Origin of the sequence: Alloalcanivorax venustensis ISO4 (assembly GCF_015356855.1) — a bacterium.
Lineage (GTDB): Bacteria > Pseudomonadota > Gammaproteobacteria > Pseudomonadales > Alcanivoracaceae > Alloalcanivorax > Alloalcanivorax venustensis.
Window position 1 is genome coordinate 1 of the sequence record NZ_ARXR01000005.1, and the last position, 17700, is coordinate 17700.

General features: G+C 66.2%; 17 protein-coding genes. 10 read left to right on the forward strand and 7 right to left on the reverse strand.

Going from position 1 to position 17700, the window contains the following annotated elements; translation table 11 throughout:
• Positions 1–63: 63 nt before the first annotated feature.
• Positions 64–762, reverse strand: coding sequence for a TetR/AcrR family transcriptional regulator (locus ISO4_RS04135; RefSeq protein ID WP_142947929.1), 699 nt, complete (start codon positions 760–762; stop codon positions 64–66).
• Between the two features lie 114 nt (positions 763–876).
• Here ISO4_RS04135 and ISO4_RS04140 point away from each other — a divergent pair, with 114 nt between their 5' ends.
• The 8 genes from ISO4_RS04140 (at position 877) to ISO4_RS04175 (ending at position 8633) form a co-directional block, all read left to right on the forward strand.
• On the forward strand, positions 877–2319 hold the full coding sequence (locus tag ISO4_RS04140) for a coniferyl aldehyde dehydrogenase (protein WP_194855270.1): 1443 nt from the start codon (positions 877–879) through the stop codon (positions 2317–2319).
• 86 nt (positions 2320–2405) lie between these two features.
• Complete coding sequence (locus tag ISO4_RS04145) at positions 2406–2969, forward strand: twin-arginine translocation signal domain-containing protein (RefSeq protein ID WP_142947931.1); 564 nt, start codon at positions 2406–2408, stop codon at positions 2967–2969.
• A 37-nt stretch (positions 2970–3006) separates the two neighbouring features.
• On the forward strand, positions 3007–4617 hold the full coding sequence (locus ISO4_RS04150) for a GMC family oxidoreductase (RefSeq protein WP_142947932.1): 1611 nt from the start codon (positions 3007–3009) through the stop codon (positions 4615–4617).
• 58 nt (positions 4618–4675) lie between these two features.
• The gene (gene coaD / locus ISO4_RS04155) at positions 4676–5167 is read left to right on the forward strand and encodes a pantetheine-phosphate adenylyltransferase (RefSeq protein WP_067610341.1); all 492 of its coding nucleotides are present in this window, start codon (positions 4676–4678) and stop codon (positions 5165–5167) included.
• A 44-nt stretch (positions 5168–5211) separates the two neighbouring features.
• Positions 5212–6879, forward strand: coding sequence for a gamma-glutamyltransferase (gene ggt, locus ISO4_RS04160; RefSeq protein WP_194855271.1), 1668 nt, complete (start codon positions 5212–5214; stop codon positions 6877–6879).
• 34 nt (positions 6880–6913) lie between these two features.
• Entirely contained in the window at positions 6914–7711 is a 798-nt protein-coding gene (locus ISO4_RS04165; protein ID WP_194855272.1) for a helix-turn-helix domain-containing protein, read from the forward strand.
• Between the two features lie 35 nt (positions 7712–7746).
• On the forward strand, positions 7747–8112 hold the full coding sequence (locus ISO4_RS04170; protein WP_142947935.1) for a VOC family protein: 366 nt from the start codon (positions 7747–7749) through the stop codon (positions 8110–8112).
• A 98-nt stretch (positions 8113–8210) separates the two neighbouring features.
• Complete coding sequence (locus ISO4_RS04175; protein ID WP_142947936.1) at positions 8211–8633, forward strand: SRPBCC family protein; 423 nt, start codon at positions 8211–8213, stop codon at positions 8631–8633.
• On the opposite strand, the gene ISO4_RS04180 is transcribed toward ISO4_RS04175, so the two are convergent.
• From ISO4_RS04180 to serA, 6 genes are all read right to left on the reverse strand, one after another.
• Positions 8630–10411 (reverse strand): monovalent cation:proton antiporter-2 (CPA2) family protein, encoded by a 1782-nt coding sequence (locus tag ISO4_RS04180; RefSeq protein WP_194855273.1) that lies wholly within the window; start codon positions 10409–10411, stop codon positions 8630–8632. The genes ISO4_RS04175 and ISO4_RS04180 overlap by 4 nt on opposite strands.
• A 42-nt stretch (positions 10412–10453) precedes the next feature.
• Complete coding sequence (locus ISO4_RS04185) at positions 10454–11752, reverse strand: CsgG/HfaB family protein (RefSeq protein ID WP_194855274.1); 1299 nt, start codon at positions 11750–11752, stop codon at positions 10454–10456.
• A 26-nt stretch (positions 11753–11778) separates the two neighbouring features.
• On the reverse strand, positions 11779–12372 hold the full coding sequence (gene lpoB / locus ISO4_RS04190; RefSeq protein ID WP_194855275.1) for a penicillin-binding protein activator LpoB: 594 nt from the start codon (positions 12370–12372) through the stop codon (positions 11779–11781).
• Positions 12373–12410: 38 nt separating this feature from the next.
• Positions 12411–12800: a YcfL family protein gene (locus ISO4_RS04195; RefSeq protein ID WP_142947940.1), complete on the reverse strand. Its 390-nt coding sequence runs from the start codon at positions 12798–12800 to the stop codon at positions 12411–12413.
• Positions 12797–14146: a COG3014 family protein gene (locus ISO4_RS04200; protein WP_323745332.1), complete on the reverse strand. Its 1350-nt coding sequence runs from the start codon at positions 14144–14146 to the stop codon at positions 12797–12799. The genes ISO4_RS04195 and ISO4_RS04200 overlap by 4 nt, the downstream gene beginning before the upstream one ends.
• Positions 14147–14236: 90 nt before the next feature.
• Positions 14237–15466: a phosphoglycerate dehydrogenase gene (serA, locus tag ISO4_RS04205; protein WP_194855276.1), complete on the reverse strand. Its 1230-nt coding sequence runs from the start codon at positions 15464–15466 to the stop codon at positions 14237–14239.
• Positions 15467–15593: 127 nt separating this feature from the next.
• Here serA and ISO4_RS04210 point away from each other — a divergent pair, with 127 nt between their 5' ends.
• The gene (locus tag ISO4_RS04210) at positions 15594–16988 is read left to right on the forward strand and encodes an FAD-binding oxidoreductase (protein ID WP_194855277.1); all 1395 of its coding nucleotides are present in this window, start codon (positions 15594–15596) and stop codon (positions 16986–16988) included.
• Positions 16981–17682 carry a fumarylacetoacetate hydrolase family protein gene (locus ISO4_RS04215; RefSeq protein ID WP_194855278.1) on the forward strand — a complete coding sequence of 234 codons (702 nt, stop codon included), beginning with the start codon at positions 16981–16983 and terminating at the stop codon, positions 17680–17682. Before ISO4_RS04210 ends, ISO4_RS04215 begins: the two co-directional genes overlap by 8 nt.
• Positions 17683–17700 lie beyond the last annotated feature (18 nt).

Consider the following 17700-nt stretch of genomic DNA (forward strand, 5'->3'; position numbering starts at 1 on the left):
CCGCCGCCAGCGCCAGCCAGGCCAGCGCCGAGCGGGGCCGGGCCAGAGCGGTGACCGGCGCCGTCATGCGCGCCGCGCCGGTGGCGCCTCCGCCGCCGCGAACAGCAGGTCCATGGTGGTGTCGCCGGTGCGGAACTCCTGCTTCATGGCGTCCAGATGATCAAGCGCCTCGCCGCGCAGGTAGGGCGCCTCCAGACAGATAATCTGGTAGATGCCCTGGCGCAGCAGGGTGCGGTCCAGCGCCTCGTCGCCGGTGGCGTCCGGGTTCAGGCCGTGGGTGAAACCGGGCCACGACGCCGCCAGCACCCAGGTGTTGACCAGCAGGCCGCGCAGCTCTTCGTCGCTGGCCTCGATCAGACCGCTGTCGCGCAGGCTGCGGTAGATCACCAGGCCGCGCTCCAGGCTGTCCTGGACGAACACCTTGTAGCGCCGGCGCAGCTCCGCGTCCTGGTGGAGAAAGTGGGCCAGGTCCCGGTGCAGGAAGCGGGCCTGCCACATGGACTCCAGGATGCCCTCGAAATAGCGCATCTTGTCCTGCCAGGTGAGCGGCCCTTCCGGCACCGTCAGCAGATCGCGGATCTGCTCCTGGTAGCGTTCGAACAGCGCCGCCACGATCGCCGCCTTGTTGCGGTAGTGGTAGTAGAGGTTGCCCGGGCTGATGCCCAGACCCTCGGCGATGTGGTTGGTGGTGACGTTGCGCTCGCCGGCACGGTTGAACAGGTTCAGGGCGGTATCCAGGATGCGCGTTTTCGTGTCGGTCATAACGGGCCAAATCAAAGCGTACTGCGGGGACGATGAAACAGTCTGTTGACTCCTAGAGTAATTACTCTAAAAATCGAGGACAGTCTAATAAACAAACGCCCAGGGAGGCGCATTATGGTCGCCGAGATCAAAGAACTCCAAACCGAGCATGCGCAGATCGAGCGCATGAAGCGCATTTTCGCCGCCCAGAAAGCGGCGTACCGCCGCCAGCCCTACCCCACCGCCGAGCAGCGCCATGAGCATATTCAGCAGCTCAAGCCGATGCTGCTGGACAACATGGACGCCTGGGTGGAGGCGCTGAACGCCGACTTCGGCAACCGCTCCGCCGACGAGACCAAGCTGGCGGAGATGCTCACCAGCGTGGAAGGCATCAAGTACCACGCCAAGCATCTGCGCAAATGGATGAAACCCTCCAAGCGCAAGGTCGGCGCCGCCCAATGGCCCGGCAAGGTGTGGGTGGAATACCAGCCGCTGGGCGTGGTGGGCATTATCGTGCCCTGGAACTACCCGCTGTACCTGGCCATCGGCCCGATGCTGGCGGCGCTGGCCGCCGGCAACCGGGTGATGATCAAGATGAGCGAATCCACGCCGCGCACCGGCGAACTGCTCGAGGAACTGATCGGCAAGACCTTCGCCGAGGATCACGTGGCCGTGGTCAACGGCGAAGTGGACGTGGCGGCGGCGTTCTCCAGCCTGCCGTTCGACCACCTGCTGTTCACCGGCTCCACCACCGTGGGCAAGCACATCATGCGCGCCGCGGCGGAGAACCTGACCCCGGTGACCCTGGAGCTGGGCGGCAAGAGCCCCTGCATCATCGGCGAGGATTTCCCGATGAAGGACGCGGTGGAGCGCATCGCCTTCGGCAAGTGTCTCAACAGCGGCCAGACCTGCGTGGCGCCGGACTACATCATGGTGCCGGAAAACCGCGTGCGGGAATTCGTCGACGCCTGGAAAGCCCAGGTCACTGAACTCTACCCGACGCTACGCGACAACCCGGACTTCACCAGCATCATCAACGAGCGCCAGTACCGCCGGCTCAACAGCTACCTGGACGACGCCCGGGAAAAAGGCGCCGAGGTGATCACCATCAACCCGGCGGAGGAGAACCTGGACGGCAGCCGCAAGATTCCCCACACCCTGGTGCTCAATGTCACCGACGACATGAAGATCGCCGAGGACGAAATCTTCGGCCCGCTGATGCTGGTGGTGCCCTACAAGACCCTCGACGACGCCATTGATTACGTCAACGACCGGCCACGCCCGCTGGCGCTTTACTATTTCGACTGGAACGCCCGCAACGGCGAGCACGTGCTGCACCACACCCACTCCGGCGGTGTGTGCCTGAACGACACCATCACCCAGGTGGGCGTGGACGACATGCCGTTCGGCGGGGTGGGTCCCTCCGGCATGGGTCACTACCACGGCCCGGAAGGCTTCCTCACCTTCTCCAAGGCCAAGGGCGTGTACAAGAAGGGCAAGATGAACGCCACCAAACACATTCTGCCGCCCTACGGACGCGGGATGCATAAGTTCATCTACAAATTCATGCTCAAGTAAGCCATGTTGAAATAACCGGACCCGCCCCTGGGCGGGGCGGGTCCGCCAGCCAACAACAAGAAACAGGCCAGCCGAGGATCCCTAAAATGGACCAGGACAACATGCCAGGCTCCGGCGTCGACCGCCGTGGTTTTCTGAAACTCAGCGCCTGGGGCGGGGCGGCACTGGCCGTCGGCGCCGGCGCCAGCACACTGCTTACCGGGTGCAGCTCGGACCCGGGTCCCGCCACCGGCTTCAAACACCTTCGCGATAAGGACGTCACCCTGCTGCGGCCGCTGATGTCGCCGCTGCTCGGCGGCGGCCTGGAAGCGGTGGACGGCGCCGGACCGGACCAGGCGCTGCAGGCTTTCGACCGTCTGCTGCAGGGCGGCACCGACGGCCAGCGCGGTCAGCTGTTCCAGCTTCTGGATCTGATGCAACTGGGCGCCGCGCGCTGGTGGATCACCGGCACCTGGGCGCACTTCGAGGAGCAGAGCGACGCGCAACTGCGCGACACGCTCGCCCACTGGGCCAGCAATGACAGCGGCTTCCCCAAGCTCGCCTTCAAGGGCCTGACCCAGCCGATCATGATGGCCTGGTACGTCACTCCGGAAGCGGCGCTGACCACGGGATACCCCGGCCCGCCGGTGACCGGATCCAACGCCGCATAGCGCCTGTACCCACCCCAAAACAATAAGGAGCCGGGTCATGCAGGACCTGTCCACACTTAAGATTCAGAACATCGCCGACCCCTGGGACAACGCCAGGGAAAAATGGAACCTGATCGACGGCGCCACCGTCAGCGACGACCGCACCCTGGAGGCCGATGTGGTGATCATCGGCACCGGCGCCGGCGGCGGGGTGAGCGCGGAAATACTCAGCGCCGCCGGCCTCAAGGTGATCCTGGTGGAGGCCGGGCGCCTCACCAGCTCCCGGGATTTCAATCTCAATGAAGGCGACGCCTACCGGCAGCTGTACCAGGAGGGCGCCATGCGCGCCACCAAGGACGGCGCCATCACCATTCTGCAGGGCCGCACCGTGGGCGGCACCACGGTGGTCAACTGGACCTCCAGCTTCCGCACGCCCAAGGAAACCCTCAACCACTGGCGCGAGCGCTTCGGCGTCGACAACACCAGCCGCGCGGACCTGGACCCCTATTTCCAGCGCATGGAAAAGCAGCTCGGTATCGAGCCCTGGGCGATGCCCGCCAACGCCAACAACGACGTGATCAAACGCGGCTGCGAAAAACTCGGCTGGGACTGGTCGGTGATTCCGAGAAACGTGCGCGGCTGCTGGAATATCGGCTACTGCGGCATGGGCTGCCCCACCAACGCCAAGCAGTCGATGCTGGTGACCACGCTGCCCGCCGCCATGGAGGCCGGCGCCACCCTGATCCACAGCGCCCGCGCCGACAAGCTGGTGCACGACGGCACCCGGGTGAGCGCCGTGCAGGTGACGCCCCTGAACCACGACCGCAACCCCACCGGCGCCACCGTGACCCTGAAAGCGCCCACCATCATCGCCGCCGGCGGCGGCATCCAGACCCCGGCGCTGCTGCTGCGCTCGGAGGTGCCGGACCCGGACGGCCGGGTGGGCAAGCGCACCTTCCTGCACGTCACCAGCTTCGCCTTCGGCCGCTACGACCGGGAGATCGCCCCCTACTACGGCGCGCCCCAGTCGCTGCACTCGGACCAGTTCACCTTCACCGGCGGCGTCGACGGCCCGATCGGCTACAAGCTGGAGATGATGCCGCTGCACCCCGGCCTCACCGGGGCGCTGCTGGGCGGCTTCGGCGAGCAGGCCCGCGAGCACATCACCGCGCTGCCCAACACCGCCGCCTCCATCGCCCTGATGCGCGACGGCTTCCACGAAGAGAGCCCCGGCGGCACCGTGGAACTGCGCGACAACGGCGAGCCGGTACTCGATTACCCGGTCACCGACTATCTGCTCGACGGCGCCCGCCGCAGCCTGTACAGCCAGGTGGAAATGCAGTTCGCCGCCGGTGCCCGGGCGGTGCGGCCCGGCCACATCCGCGCGCCGTTCTATACCAGCTGGGCGCAGGCCCGCGAGGCCATGGCAGACCTCAGCTACCAGGCCCTGGACGTGCCGCTGGGCAGCGCCCATGTGATGGGCGGTTGCCCCATGGGCGACAAGGACCGCGGTCTGGTGGACGCCCAGGGGCGCTACCGCCATCTGGAGAATCTGTATGTGTTCGACGGCTCGGTGTTCCCCACCAGCCTGGGGGTGAACCCTCAGTTGAGCATCTACGGGTTGAGCGCCCGCAACGCCACCGCTCTGGCGGAGCGGCTGCGGGCCTGAATCGTAAACCGAGTTGCGTTATGCTTGGCGCCCGATCTCTGGAGAAAGCGAGCCGAGCATGACCAACCGTGTTGTTTATCCGGGCACCTTCGACCCCATCACCAACGGCCATAAGGACCTGATCGAACGGGCCGCCAGTATGTTCGACGAGGTGGTGGTGGCCATCGCGGCCAGCGAGAAGAAGGGCCCGCTGTTCTCCCTGAACGAGCGGGTCAAGCTGGTCGAAGACAGCATCGGCCATCTGGACAACGTCAAGGTGACCGGCTTTTCCAAGCTGCTGGCCCATTTCTGCCGGGACCAGGAAGCCAATATCCTGCTGCGCGGCCTGCGCGCGGTGAGCGACTTCGAATACGAATTCCAGCTCGCCAACATGAACCGCCAGCTGGCCCCGGAACTGGAAACTGTGTTCCTGACGCCGGCCGAGCATTTGTCCTTTATCTCCAGCTCCCTGGTCCGCGAGATCGCGCTGCTCGACGGCGATGTGCGCAATTTCGTGCCGCCCCATGTGGTGGAAGCGCTGGACCTGAAGAAGCAGCAGCGGGGCGGCTGACCGTTTCTCGCCCCCGATACCCCGTTCGCCAGAAGGAGGCCGCCATGCGCTGGTTTTTCCCGCTTTTGTTGCTGTTCGCCGTCACCGCCCAGGCCGCCGGACCGGGCAAGGCGGCGATCGCCAGTGCCCACCCGCTGGCCACCGACGCCGGCTTCCAGATGCTCGAGCAGGGCGGTAACGCCTACGACGCGGCGGTGGCCGTGGCGGCGGCGCTGTCGGTGGTGGAGCCCTATTCCGCCGGCATGGGCGGCGGCGGTTTCTGGCTGCTGCACCGCGAAAAGGACGACCTGCAGACCATGCTGGACGCCCGCGAGACGGCGCCGGCGGCGGCCACCGAGGACATGTACCAGGACCAGGACGGCCAGGTGGTGCGCGACCGCGCCGTCAACGGCGCCCTGGCGGCGGGCATTCCCGGCCAGGCGGCGGCCTTCGCCTACCTCGCCGAACACTACGGCGAGCTGCCCCTGAAAACCACGCTGGCGCCGGCCATTAAGCTGGCGCGCCAGGGTTTCGAGGTGGAAGACCACTACCGGGCGCTGGCCGGCTACCGCAAGGACGTGCTCAACCGCTACCCCACCGCCGCCTCGGTGTTCCTGGATGACGGCGAAATACCGGCCAACGGCACCCTGATCCGGCAGCCGGATCTGGCCCGGGTTCTGGAGGCCCTGGCCGAGCAGGGGCGAGACGGTTTTTACCAGGGCCCGGTGGCGGAAAAACTGGTACGCGGGGTGCGCGAGGCCGGCGGCATCTGGACAAAACAGGACCTGAACAACTATCGGGTCAAGGAGCGGGCGCCGGTGGTCGGCCACTACCGAGGCGCCCGCATCGTCACGGCCCCACCGCCGTCCGCCGGCGGGCTGGTGATGCTGGAAGCGTTGAACATTCTCAATGAATTCAACGGCGGCGAGATTAGTGAGGACTTACTTCCTCACCTCACCGTGGAAGCCTGGCGGCGCGCCTATCAGGACCGGGGCCGCTATATGGGCGACCCGGATTTTGTTTCCATACCTGTGGATAACCTGTTGAGTAAATCCTACGCCGAGCAGCGGGCCGCCTCCATAAAGCTGGATAAGGCCACCCCCAGCAGCGAGCTGGGCGAACCCGTGGCCACCGGCGAAGGCTTCCATACCACCCACTTTTCGGTGCTCGACGGCGCCGGCAACCGGGTGGCCGCCACGCTCAGTATCAACCTGCCGTTCGGCAGCGGCTTCATGCCCGCCGGCACCGGCGTGATCCTCAATAACGAGATGGACGATTTCTCCGCCAAGCCGGGCAGCCCCAACGCCTATGGCCTGGTGGGCAGCAAGGCCAACGCGGTGGCGCCGGGCAAGCGGCCGTTGTCCTCGATGACGCCTACCTTCGTGGAGTTCGACGACCGGGTGGCGATTCTCGGCACGCCGGGCGGCAGCCGTATCATCACCATGGTGATGCTGGGTGTGCTCGAGGCGGCCAATGACGCCCCGGTGGACGACTGGGTGAGCCGGGTACGCTTTCACCACCAGTTCCTGCCCGATCAGGTTCAGGCGGAACCCGCCTTCCTCGACATCGAAGCGGCGAAAAGCCTGCGCCTGCGCGGCCACGACGTGGTCTCCGTGGACCGCGAGTACGGCAACATGCAGGCGATTCTCTGGCGGCACGAGGACAACAGCGTCACCGCCGCCAGCGACCCGCGCGGCATCGGCGCGGCGCGGGTCGGCGCCGACGCGGACTGACCCCGGTGACGGCCGCCGCGGGGTGTGCTCCACTATGCCCATGGACACCACCTTCGCGGCCCAGACTCTGCACTGCTACCCGCCGGCGCCGGCCCTGCGCGGGCTGGTCAGCCATTACTGGCTGAGCCGCGACGGCGGCGGCGACCGCCACCGGGTGCTGCCGGACGGCTGCGTGGACCTGGTGCTGCGCCTGCGCGACGGCGATGGCGCCTGGCAGGCGTTCGGCACCAGCACCCGGCCATCGGACGTGCCGGTGGAGCCCGGCTGTGTCTATTTCGGTATCCGCTTCCAGCCCGGCCAGAGCCGCCATTTCCTGCCCCTGCCCGGGCGTTTTCTCACCGACACCGCCCAGCCTCTGGCCCGGCCCGCCGACTTGTCGGCGGAGCGCCTCGCCGAATTGATCGCCCGCCCCGACCCCGCCTTTGCCGTGGACCGGCTGCTTTCCCGGTGGCTCGCCGGGCAGCCGCCCCAACCAAGACGCCTGGACGGCGCCCTGGCGCTGCTTTCCCGTGCCGCCCCCGGCGTCAGCGTGACCGCCCTGTCGGCGCGCCTGAACCTGAGCCGCCGGCAACTGGAGCGCGACTTCCTGGAGTGGGTCGGCGTGCCGCCCAAGGTGTTCATGGGCATCCGCCGCAGCCAGCAGGCCCTGGCGTTGCTGAGCCGCCCGTCACCCGCCGCGCCGCTGGCCGACATCGCGCTGGCCGCCGGCTACACCGATCAGAGCCATATGACCCGGGAGCTGAAACGCTACCTGGGCGTCACCCCGGGGGCGCCCCGGCTGCCGATGCACGATGTCGCCTTTATTCAAGAACAGGCCGGCGCGCCGACCTAGAGTGGGGCTTCTTCTCAAGCCAAAGGAGCAACGCGATGAAACTCTGGTCCGGTGTGGTCACCGAGCACTTGCAGGCGTGCCGGGATTTCTACGTGCGCCTGTTTCAGTGCCGGGTGCTGTTCGACAGCGACTGGTTCGTTCTGCTGGAGCTGGGCGGCGGCGAGCTGGGTTTCCTGGCCCCGCAACAGGAGGCCCAGGCGGCGGCGTTTCAACGCCCGTTGCGCGACGGACGGGGCCTGTGGGTCACCATCGACGTGGACGACGCGGACGCCGAATACCGGCGGCTGCAGGCATTGGGGGTGCCGATCGAGGTGGCGATCCGCGATGAAGCCTGGGGCGACCGGCACTTCGTCATCCTCGACCCGGCCGGCATCGCCGTGGACGTGGTCCAGCACGGCTAACCATAAAACAACACAATCACCGGCGTCTGGCCTTTTGGAACCTGTGCAAGACGCCGGGGGCCGCTCAGAATCGTTCTTTTTTCAGACACGGAGCGCCCATGGGCCAGCAACGCATCGAAATCGACAAGGAATTTCCGTTCCCGGTCAGCGACCTGTTCAACCACCTCAGTGAGCACGAGAACCTGTCCGCCCTGTTCGCCCCGGCCAAGGTCCGGCGCGTCAAGGAGGGGGACGTGGAGCCCAACGGCGTGGGGTCGGTGCGCCGGCTGTCGCTGCCTCTGACGCCGGCCTTCGAAGAGACCGTCACCGAGTTCGAGCGCGACCGCCGCATCGCCTACCGCATCACCAAGGGCAGCCCGCTGCGCGATCACCACGGGGTGATGGTGTTTTCCGAGACCGCCGGCGGTTCCCGCCTGCACTACACCATTGTCTTCAAGGGCAAGCTGCCGCTGATCGCCGCCGTGATCAAGCCGGTGCTCGACCGCGCCATCCGCAAGGGCCTCAACGACCTGCGGCTTTAAGGGCCCCCGTCGCGGCGGCCGTCGTCACTGCCGGCTTCGAGGAGGGATTCCAGTTCCTCGCGGCCGCGGGCGGAGAGCTCGATCAGTTTGTCGAGCTTGTCGCGGTGGGCGAACTGCTCACGCAGCAGGCGTTCGTCCACGTCCCGGAAGGTGCGCACCAGGTCGATGGCAGTGGTTTCCGGCATGCCCAGCTGGGCCAGGGTGATCTGGGCGGCGCGCAGGCTGGAGTCCAGCGTTTCGCGGATGACGTGCTCGACGCCTTCGGCCATCAGTGAATAGGCGTGGTAGCGGTCGCGGGCGCGCACGATCAGGGTGATGTGCGGGAAGTGCTCGCGGATCAGGCGCACGGCGCGCAGCGACGCCTGCACGTCGTCGATCGCCAGCACCATGATGCGGGCGTGCTGCAGCCCGGCGGTGTGCAGCAGGTCGAGCCGGGTGACGTCGCCGAAGTAGACCTCGTTGCCGAACCGGCGCACGGTGTCGATGTGGTCCGGGTTGGAGTCCAGCGCGGTGAACGGAATGCGGCGGCTGACCAGGATCCGGCCGATGATCTGCCCGAAGCGGCCGAAGCCGGCCACGATCACCGCCGGCTGGCCGTGCGGCGCGGGCTCGTCCTCGGTGCTGCGGTGGCCGGTCTCGGGCGCCGGCCAGAGCCGCTGGACCAGTTTCAGCAGCAGCGGCGTGGCGGCCATGGAGAGGGCCACCACCAGGTTGAGCCGGGCGATCATCTCCGTCGGCAGCAGGTTGAGGGCCCCGGCCTGGGTGAACAGCACGAAGGCGAATTCGCCGCCCTGGCTGAGCAGCAGGCCGAACCGCAGGGCGTCGCGGCCGCCCACCTTCAACGCCCGGGCAATGCCGAACAGCACCAGGGTTTTGATCCCCAGCAGGGCCGCGCCCATGGCCAGGATCGACCAGGGGGACGCCGCCAGCAGGCGCAGGTCCATGGTCATGCCGATGGCGATGAAGAACAGCCCCAGCAGCATGCCCTTGAACGGTTGAATATCGGTGTCCAGCTGCTCCCGGTAGGGGGAGTTGGCGAGCAGCATGCCGGCCACGAAGGCGCCCAGACCCATGGACAGATGCAGGGTTTCCATCAGCTCGGCGGCGCCGAGGACCAGCAGCAGGGCGGTGGCGGTCATCAGCTCCCGGTTGTGCAGCCGCGCCAGCCAGCCCAGCCAGGGGTTGAGCAGGTAGCGCCCGGCCAGCCACATCAGCGCCAGCACCAGCACGCCCACCAGCAGGTTGGGCTGGGCGGCGCCGGCGTCGCCGCCGGCCAGCACCGGCAGCAGCAGCAGTAGCGGAATCACCGCCAGGTCCTGGAACAGCAGAATCGAGAAGGCGTTACGGCCCTGGGGCGTACCCAGCTGGTTGGTTTCCACCAGCATCTGTACCGCGAAGGCGGTGGACGACAGCGCCAGGGTGGCGCCGATGGCCAGGGCGGCCGGGCCGGGCTGGCCCAGGGCGAAGAAGAAACCGGTGAGCAGGGCGGCGCTGAACAGCATCTGGCTGGCGCCCAGCCCGAGCAGCCGCCGGCGCTGCGCCCAGAGCTGCTCCGGGGCCAGTTCCAGGCCGACCAGGAACAGCATCAACACCACGCCCAGCTCGGCGAAATGCAGCACCGCCTCGGCGCCGGGGATCAGCCCCAGGCCCAGCGGCCCGATGACGATGCCGGCGGCCAGATAGCCGAGAATGCTGCCCAGCCCGAGACGCTGAAACAGCGGCAGCAGCAACACCGCCGCCGCCAGCAACACCAGCGCCTGATTGAAGTAACCACCCATTGTCGATCCCCCACGGCGGGGCGGCGGGTGCCGCCCGCGGTCCTAATCCCAGTTCAGCGGCATGGGTGAAGAGCCGGGGCTCTCCGGTTGCCCGGCGGGCTGCTCCACGTCACCGGTGTCGCCCTGACGGTTGCCCGGCGCGCGCACGCGGTCACCGGGGCGCGGTTCGCCGCCGCCCTGGGTGATCCGGGCCACCGCGTAATCCGGACGTACTTCGATCACCTCCAGGCTGGCCAGGGCGTCGCTTTCCATACGAATGGTGAGCCCGGTCTGCGGGTCTTCCAGGGACTCCACCGGCCGATACACATTGAGGATGGTGTCCGCTTCCAGGCGGCCCTGGCCGTGGCTCAGGTAAACCCGGTCACCGTCGCTCTTGAGCACCTGTACCGGATACAGGCTGTCGGAGGCCGCCGCCGCCAGGGCCCGGGCGATGCGCGGGTAGACCAGATCGGCGAGCCGCTCCGGATGGTTGCGGTGGTCCAGCTTCTGCTGGCGGGCCAGCTGCCGCACGCTGGCTTCGGACTGCTGCCAGTCATAGAGGCCGGCTTCCAGCACTTCGCCGCCGGCGGCGTCGATCAACCGGTAGCGCAAACGCACATAGGGCTCGTAGCCCTGGAAGCGGACGCCGTAGAACGTGCGCTCGTCGTCGCCGATGTCGAACGCCTCGATATGACCCACCAACAGCAGGTCGGCGCCTTTGGTTTTGCCCAAGCGCAACAGCTCGCGGGGCTCGCCGGCGCCGTCGCGCAGCAGCGCCTGCTCGGCCTCGCGCAGACCCAGGTTGGCGCGGTCCAGCACGCGGAAACGGCCGGACTGGGCGAAGGCGTCGATCAGATTGGCGTGCAACTGGCGGCGCACCTCCGCCGCCGGCAGGGTGGTTTCACCCAGGGTGTATTCATCGGCGTCGCTGGTGAACGGCGCCACCACGATGGCCGGCAGATGGGAGCGGTCCGGGCCCGGCGCCTGCTGGAGCAGCAGCACCGCTTTCACGTCCGCGCGCCACAGGGCGTTGTCTTCCTGGGTGACGGCGGTCACCTCGTAGCTGTCCAGGCTGCCCAGCGTCGGCAGGCGCGGCTCCGCCACCGAGGTGCGGCTGCCGGTCCAGGTGGTGACGTCACCCTGGCGCTGGATCACCCATTCGCTGACCTGGCGGCGGAAATCCGGGTTCACCGACAGCGTCACGCCGCCGGCCTGGCGCACCGCCGCCACCAGCGCATTGGTGACCGCCTGTTCCGGGTTGTCGCCGTAGCCGCGGGCGCTTACCTCGCGGGTCTGCGCCGCCGAGGCGGTGCCGGCGGCCAGCGCCGCCATCAGCACGAGCAAACAAAAACGCTTGAACATGGTTCCTCTCCCTGGTGCCAGGGTGTTCAGAAGCCGAACAGGCTGCGTTTGCGGGTCTTGCGGATTTCCTTCTCGCCGGACCACTCAATAATGCCGCTCTGGATGTTCAGCAGTTTCAGGGTGAACTTGTAGTAGACGTCCTTGGTGCTGTCGTCGCGCTTCACGATCGAGGACAGGTTGCCGTAGAGCATGAACTCGGCGCCGATCTGGCGGCCCATCTGGGCGGCGCTGGCCTGGTCCACCATGCCGGAATCCTGCTGGTACTCCAGTTGTTCGCGCACCCGGTCGACCACGGACATATCCACGAAGCGGAACTTGCCGGAGTTGATCAGCTTGGACTGGATGGTGTCGGTGACGGACTCGGTGTCGATGTGCTCGCTGGTCTTGTTCTTGATGCGGTCTACGAACAGTACCGGGCGGCGGTCGCGGGTCATTTCCACGATCGGCGGGAACACCATCATGTCGTCCACCATCTTGGTGGCGATCATCTGCAGATCGGTGGAGCCGAAATCGGCGGTCACCGTTTCACGGGCCTGGGCGTCGCCGTAATCCACCCGGGACGCACAGCCGGAAAGCATCAGCGCCATAGCCAGGGCGAGCAGTGAAAATACGCGAACCATGTGTTTCTCCTTAAGGAACCTGAATGGCGTCCGGGGCGTTATTCGCGCACCCAGATTTCATAACGGACGGCGCTGGGGTTGGGGGCCACCGCCTGGACATTGTTCTGGCTGCGACCGGCCATCACCAGTTGCCGCCAGGGCTGGGATTCCGGAGCCACTTCAAACCCGTCCCGATCGAACCATTTGATCTTGTATTGGAAATCCAGTTCAAATTTCCAGCCGTTTTCCAACGTCGCCTGCACGTACAGCAGGTCGCCGACTTTTTTGTCCTGCAGCGCTTCCACCGAAAGGCGGTTGGCCAGGGTGCTGTTGTTGGAGTACAGGCGCGGTTCGCCGTCGTCGCCGGGGCGGGCCATATTACTGGCGGAACAGCCCGCCAGGACCACCGCCAGCACGACGGCGGCCAGAGCGGTAAACGGAGCTTTCATAACGGGCCCTCCTGAACGGGTAACACGCGGGTTATAAGGCGGCCGGGGGTGGCCACCACGTGAATCACGGTCACGCCCTGTTCCACCACGGGAACCGTCAAACTAGCACCGCCACCGGGTGTGCTCAACTGAAGGCGGTGCTCGCCGGGCGGCAACATCAGGCGGGTGGCCTGGGCGTAGGCGGGCAGGCTCAACCAGCTGCGCAGGTCGGCCTGTTCGCTGACCACATTGAAGATCTGCGTGAGGATGGCGCCCACCGGACCGAAATCGTCGTTGGCTTTCTTCTGCAGATTGTACTTGGTGGTGGCACGCAGCGTCTGCCGCACCAGCATGCCGGGCAGTTGTTCGCGCAAATGGCGCGCGGCCAGCCCGCCCACGTCGGTGAGCACTTCGGTGCGCGCCGTGGTGTCGCCGACGGCCACGGTGAGCGGCGCCGGGCGCGGCTTGTCGGCGGCGCTGTAGGTCGGGAAGGCCACCGCGAAGAGGCCGTGCGGCGTGGGGATCGGCAGGCTCAGCTCGCGGCGGGCGGGCACCAGGCCCTGCTCGTAGACCACCGCCACCAGGCCCTTGTCGCGTTCCACCCGGCCGTCCTGGGCGCGGGACAGGCGCGCCACATCCTCCTGCAGCATGGCGGAATCCGGGTGGATCTCCAGGGCTTTCTTGTAGTCCACCAGGGCGTCGTTGTATTCGCCGTGGGCCTCCCAGAACAGGGCCGAGAGATAGAAAGTCCAGGCGTTCTGGAAGCTCGCCTTGACCTCGCCGGCGGCGGCGTCCAGGCCGGCGAAGTGGCTGTCGAAATCGTCCGGTTGCACGCCCTCTTCCCGCGCCGCCTCTTCGGCGGCGGCGATCTCGTCATCGCGCCGGTTGGCGGCCACCCGCTGCTCGTTGGCGGCGGCACGCAGTTCCACGGCGGTGGCGGTGACGTCGTTCTCACGCCAGTAATTCAGGGCCTGGTAGGCGTGCGCGAAAATGCGCTCGTAGTCCGGCGCCACATAGGGGCGGGCGTTGTCGTTGACCAGCAGGGCGCCGGTATTGCTCACCAGGCTGGAGGCGCGCAGCCGGGCGGCGGCGTCCGTTTCGTCGTAGTGACCGAAGGCGCGGCGAAAGGCGCTCTCGCTGTCTTCGATGGCGCCGCTCAGCTGGTGCACCCGGCCCAGTTCCTGCAGATAGAGCACGCCGTCACGGCTGTCGACGCCTTTTCTCAGCAACGGGGCGGGCCCGTCCGCCGCCATGTCGGCGGTCCAGGCGCGCGCCTGGGACGGGTAGGGCTGGAACAGGGAGCGGGTGGCGCAGCCGCTCAATAGCACCATGGCCAGCAACAGCGCGACGCCGTTTCTGACCAGCACGTATCCTGGCGGGCTTATTCTCATAGACCGCGGCGCCATAAAAAAACCGGAGCGGGCAAGGTAGCCCGGCTCCGGCTTATTGTCGAGGCGCTAGAACAACACGCGGGTGCGGATGGTGCCGTCGATGGTGCGCAGCTTTTCCAGGGCCAGTTGGCTGTAGCCCTTGTTCACGTCGATCACCACGTAGCCGATCTCTTCATTGGTCTGCAGGTACTGACCGCAGATGTTGATGTCGTTCTCGGAGAACACGGTGTTGATCTGGGTGAGGATGCCGGGAATGTTGCGGTGGATATGCAGCAGACGGTGCATGTCCGGGTGCGACGGCAGGGCCACCTCCGGGAAGTTCACCGCGCTCAGGGTGGAGCCGTTGTCGGAGTAGCGGATCAGCTTCTCGGACACTTCGGTGCCGATGTTTTCCTGGGCCTCATGGGTGGAACCACCGATGTGCGGGGTCAGGATCACGTTGTCGAATTCGCGCAGCGGGCTGATGAACTCGTCGTCGTTGCCCTTGGGCTCTTCCGGGAACACGTCGATGGCGGCGCCGAGCAGGTGCTTGTCGCGCAGCGCGGCGGCCAGCGCCTCGATGTCCACCACCTTGCCCCGGGCGTAGTTGATCAGATAGCTCTTGGGCTTCATGGCGCGAATCTGCTCTTCGCGGATCATCCAGCGGGTGGCGGCGGTGTCCGGCACGTGCAGGCTGACCACGTCGGCCAGGCCGAGCAGGTCATTGAGGCTGCCCACCTGTTCCGCGTTGCCCATCGGCAGCTTGGAGACCACGTCGTAGAAGTACACCTTCATGCCCATGGATTCCGCCAGCACCGACACCTGGGCGCCGATGTTGCCGTAGCCGACGATGCCCAGCTTCTTGCCGCGGATCTCGTAGCTGTCCTTGGCGGATTTCAGCCAGCCGCCGCGGTGGGCCACCGCGTTCTTTTCGGGAATGCCGCGCATCAGGTTGACGGTGTGAGCGATCACCAACTCCGCCACCGAGCGGGTGTTGGAGTAGGGCGCGTTGAACACCGGAATGCCGCGCTTGAGGGCGGCCTTCAAATCCACCTGGTTGGTGCCGATACAGAAACAGCCCACGCCGATCAACTTTTCGGCGGCCTGGAAGACCTCCTCGGTGAGCTGGGTGCGCGAGCGGATGCCGACAAAATGGGCGTCCTTGATGGCGTCCTTGAGGTCGTCGCCGGTGAGCGCGGTGGGCAGAAGCTCCACGTTGCTGTAGCCGTGCGCCTTCAGATTATCCACCGAGTTCTGGTGGACGCCCTCGAGCAGGAGGATGCGGATCTTGTCCTTCTCAAGAGAAGTGTTGGCCATGGGTGGTCTCTGTAGCGGGTTAAATGGGCGCGTATGGTATCATAGCCCGCCCCGGATGAGACCCATTCCGGAGCCCCCGTGCACATGTTGAATGCTCAAGTTGACTTGAAGACCTTTGGAGTTGCCGATGACCTCCCTCGCCCACGCCGCCCTGGACCAGCTCAGCGCGCTTCTTGGCAAGCGCTGCCTCACCGATCCGGACAGCGCCCAGCGCTACGGGGTGGACTGGACCAAGGTCTGGGCGCCGGCGCCCAGCGCCGTGGTGCTGCCGGAAACCACCGAAGAAGTGCAGCAGATCGTGGAGATCGCCAATGAACACGGCCTGCACCTGGTGCCCTCCGGGGGCCGCACCGGCCTGTCCGCCGGGGCGGTGGCCGCCAACGGCGAGCTGGTGGTGGCGTTCGACCGGATGAACCGGGTGCTCGACTTCAACGAGTACGACCGGTCGGTCACGGTGCAGCCGGGGGTGGTCACCCAGCAGCTGCAGGAATTCGCCGACAGCAAGGAGCTGTTCTACCCGGTGGACTTCGCCTCCGCCGGCTCCAGCCAGATCGGCGGCAACATCAACACCAACGCCGGCGGCATCAAGGTGATCCGCTACGGCATGACCCGGGACTGGATCACCGGCCTCAAGGTGGTCACCGGCCGGGGTGAACTGCTGGACCTCAACAAGGGCCTGATCAAGAACGCCACCGGCTACGACTTCCGCCACCTGTTCATCGGCTCCGAAGGCACCCTGGGCTTCGTGGTGGAAGCCGCCGTGAAGCTGGCCCGCCGGCCCAAGGACCTCACCGCCCTGGTGCTGGGCGCGCCCGGTTTCCGCGAAGTCATGAAAGTGCTGCACGCGTTTCAGAAGGACATTGATCTGACCGCGTTTGAGTTCTTTTCCGACAAGGCCATGGCCCATGTGCTCGAGCACGGGGTGGCCAAACCCTTCGACAGCGATTGTCCGTTCTACTGCCTGCTGGAATTCGAGCAGCTTTCCGAACACACCGGCGAACGGGCCATGGAGATTTTCGAGCACTGCGTGGAGCAGGGCTGGGTGCTGGATGGGGTAATGAGCCAGTCGCTGGGTCAGCTGGAGCAGCTGTGGCAGTTGCGCGAACGTATTTCCGAATCGATCGCGCCGCACACGCCCTATAAAAACGATATTTCCGTCACCGTTTCCAAGGTGCCGGATTTCGTCGAGGACGTGGACAAGGTGGTGCAGGACGCCTACCCGGATTTCGAGATCGTCTGGTTCGGGCATATCGGTGACGGCAACATGCACCTGAATATTCTCAAGCCGGCGGACCTGCCCAAGGAAGATTTTTTCCGCCAATGCGGCGATGTGTCCAAATGGGTGTTCGAGATCGTGCAGAAGTACGACGGCTCGATTTCCGCCGAGCACGGCGTGGGCATGACCAAGAAGCCTTATCTGTCGTATTCCCGCAGTGAAGAGGAAATCGCTTATATGAAAGCGGTGAAAGCGGTTTTCGATCCCAACAACGTGATGAACCCCGGAAAATTGTTCGATGTTTGATACCCACACGCTGAAAGCGCGACCGGAATCCGCCTACGTTCATCGCTGGATCGACGGCTCGCCCATGGAAATGCCGCTGGGCAAGTGCGTCTGCGTGGGAAGAAACTACGCCGAGCACGCCCGCGAGCTGGGCAATGACGTGCCCGAGGAACCTCTGCTGTTCATGAAACCGGCCACCGCGCTGTGCAGCCTGCACGAACCGCTGGTGCTGCCCCAGGGACAGGGCCCGGTGCACCACGAGGTGGAAATGGTGGTGATGATCGGTGAGCGCCTGAGCGGCGAGACCGACCTGGAAACCATTCGCTTCGCCATCGCCGCCTACGGGGTCGGCCTGGATCTGACCCTGCGTGACCTGCAGAGCCGGCTAAAGGAAAAAGGCCATCCCTGGGAACGGGCAAAGGGTTTCGACGGCGGCGCACCGGTTTCCGGGTTTATCGACGCCCGCGGCATTTCAGTGCGGCAGAATCTGGAAGTGTCTCTGGAAGTGAACGGCGAAAGTCGCCAACACGGCCATACCGGGCAGATGCTGTTCCCGACCTTTGAACTGATCGCGCAGATCAATCAGGTGTTCACGCTGGAGCCCGGCGACCTGATTTTTACCGGCACGCCGGCCGGGGTCGGCCCGCTGGCCTCCGGTGACAAGCTCACTGCCCGGCTGGGCAATATCCTGCAGGTGTTCACCCGCGTGGCCTGACGCCGGCCCGTGAGGCGC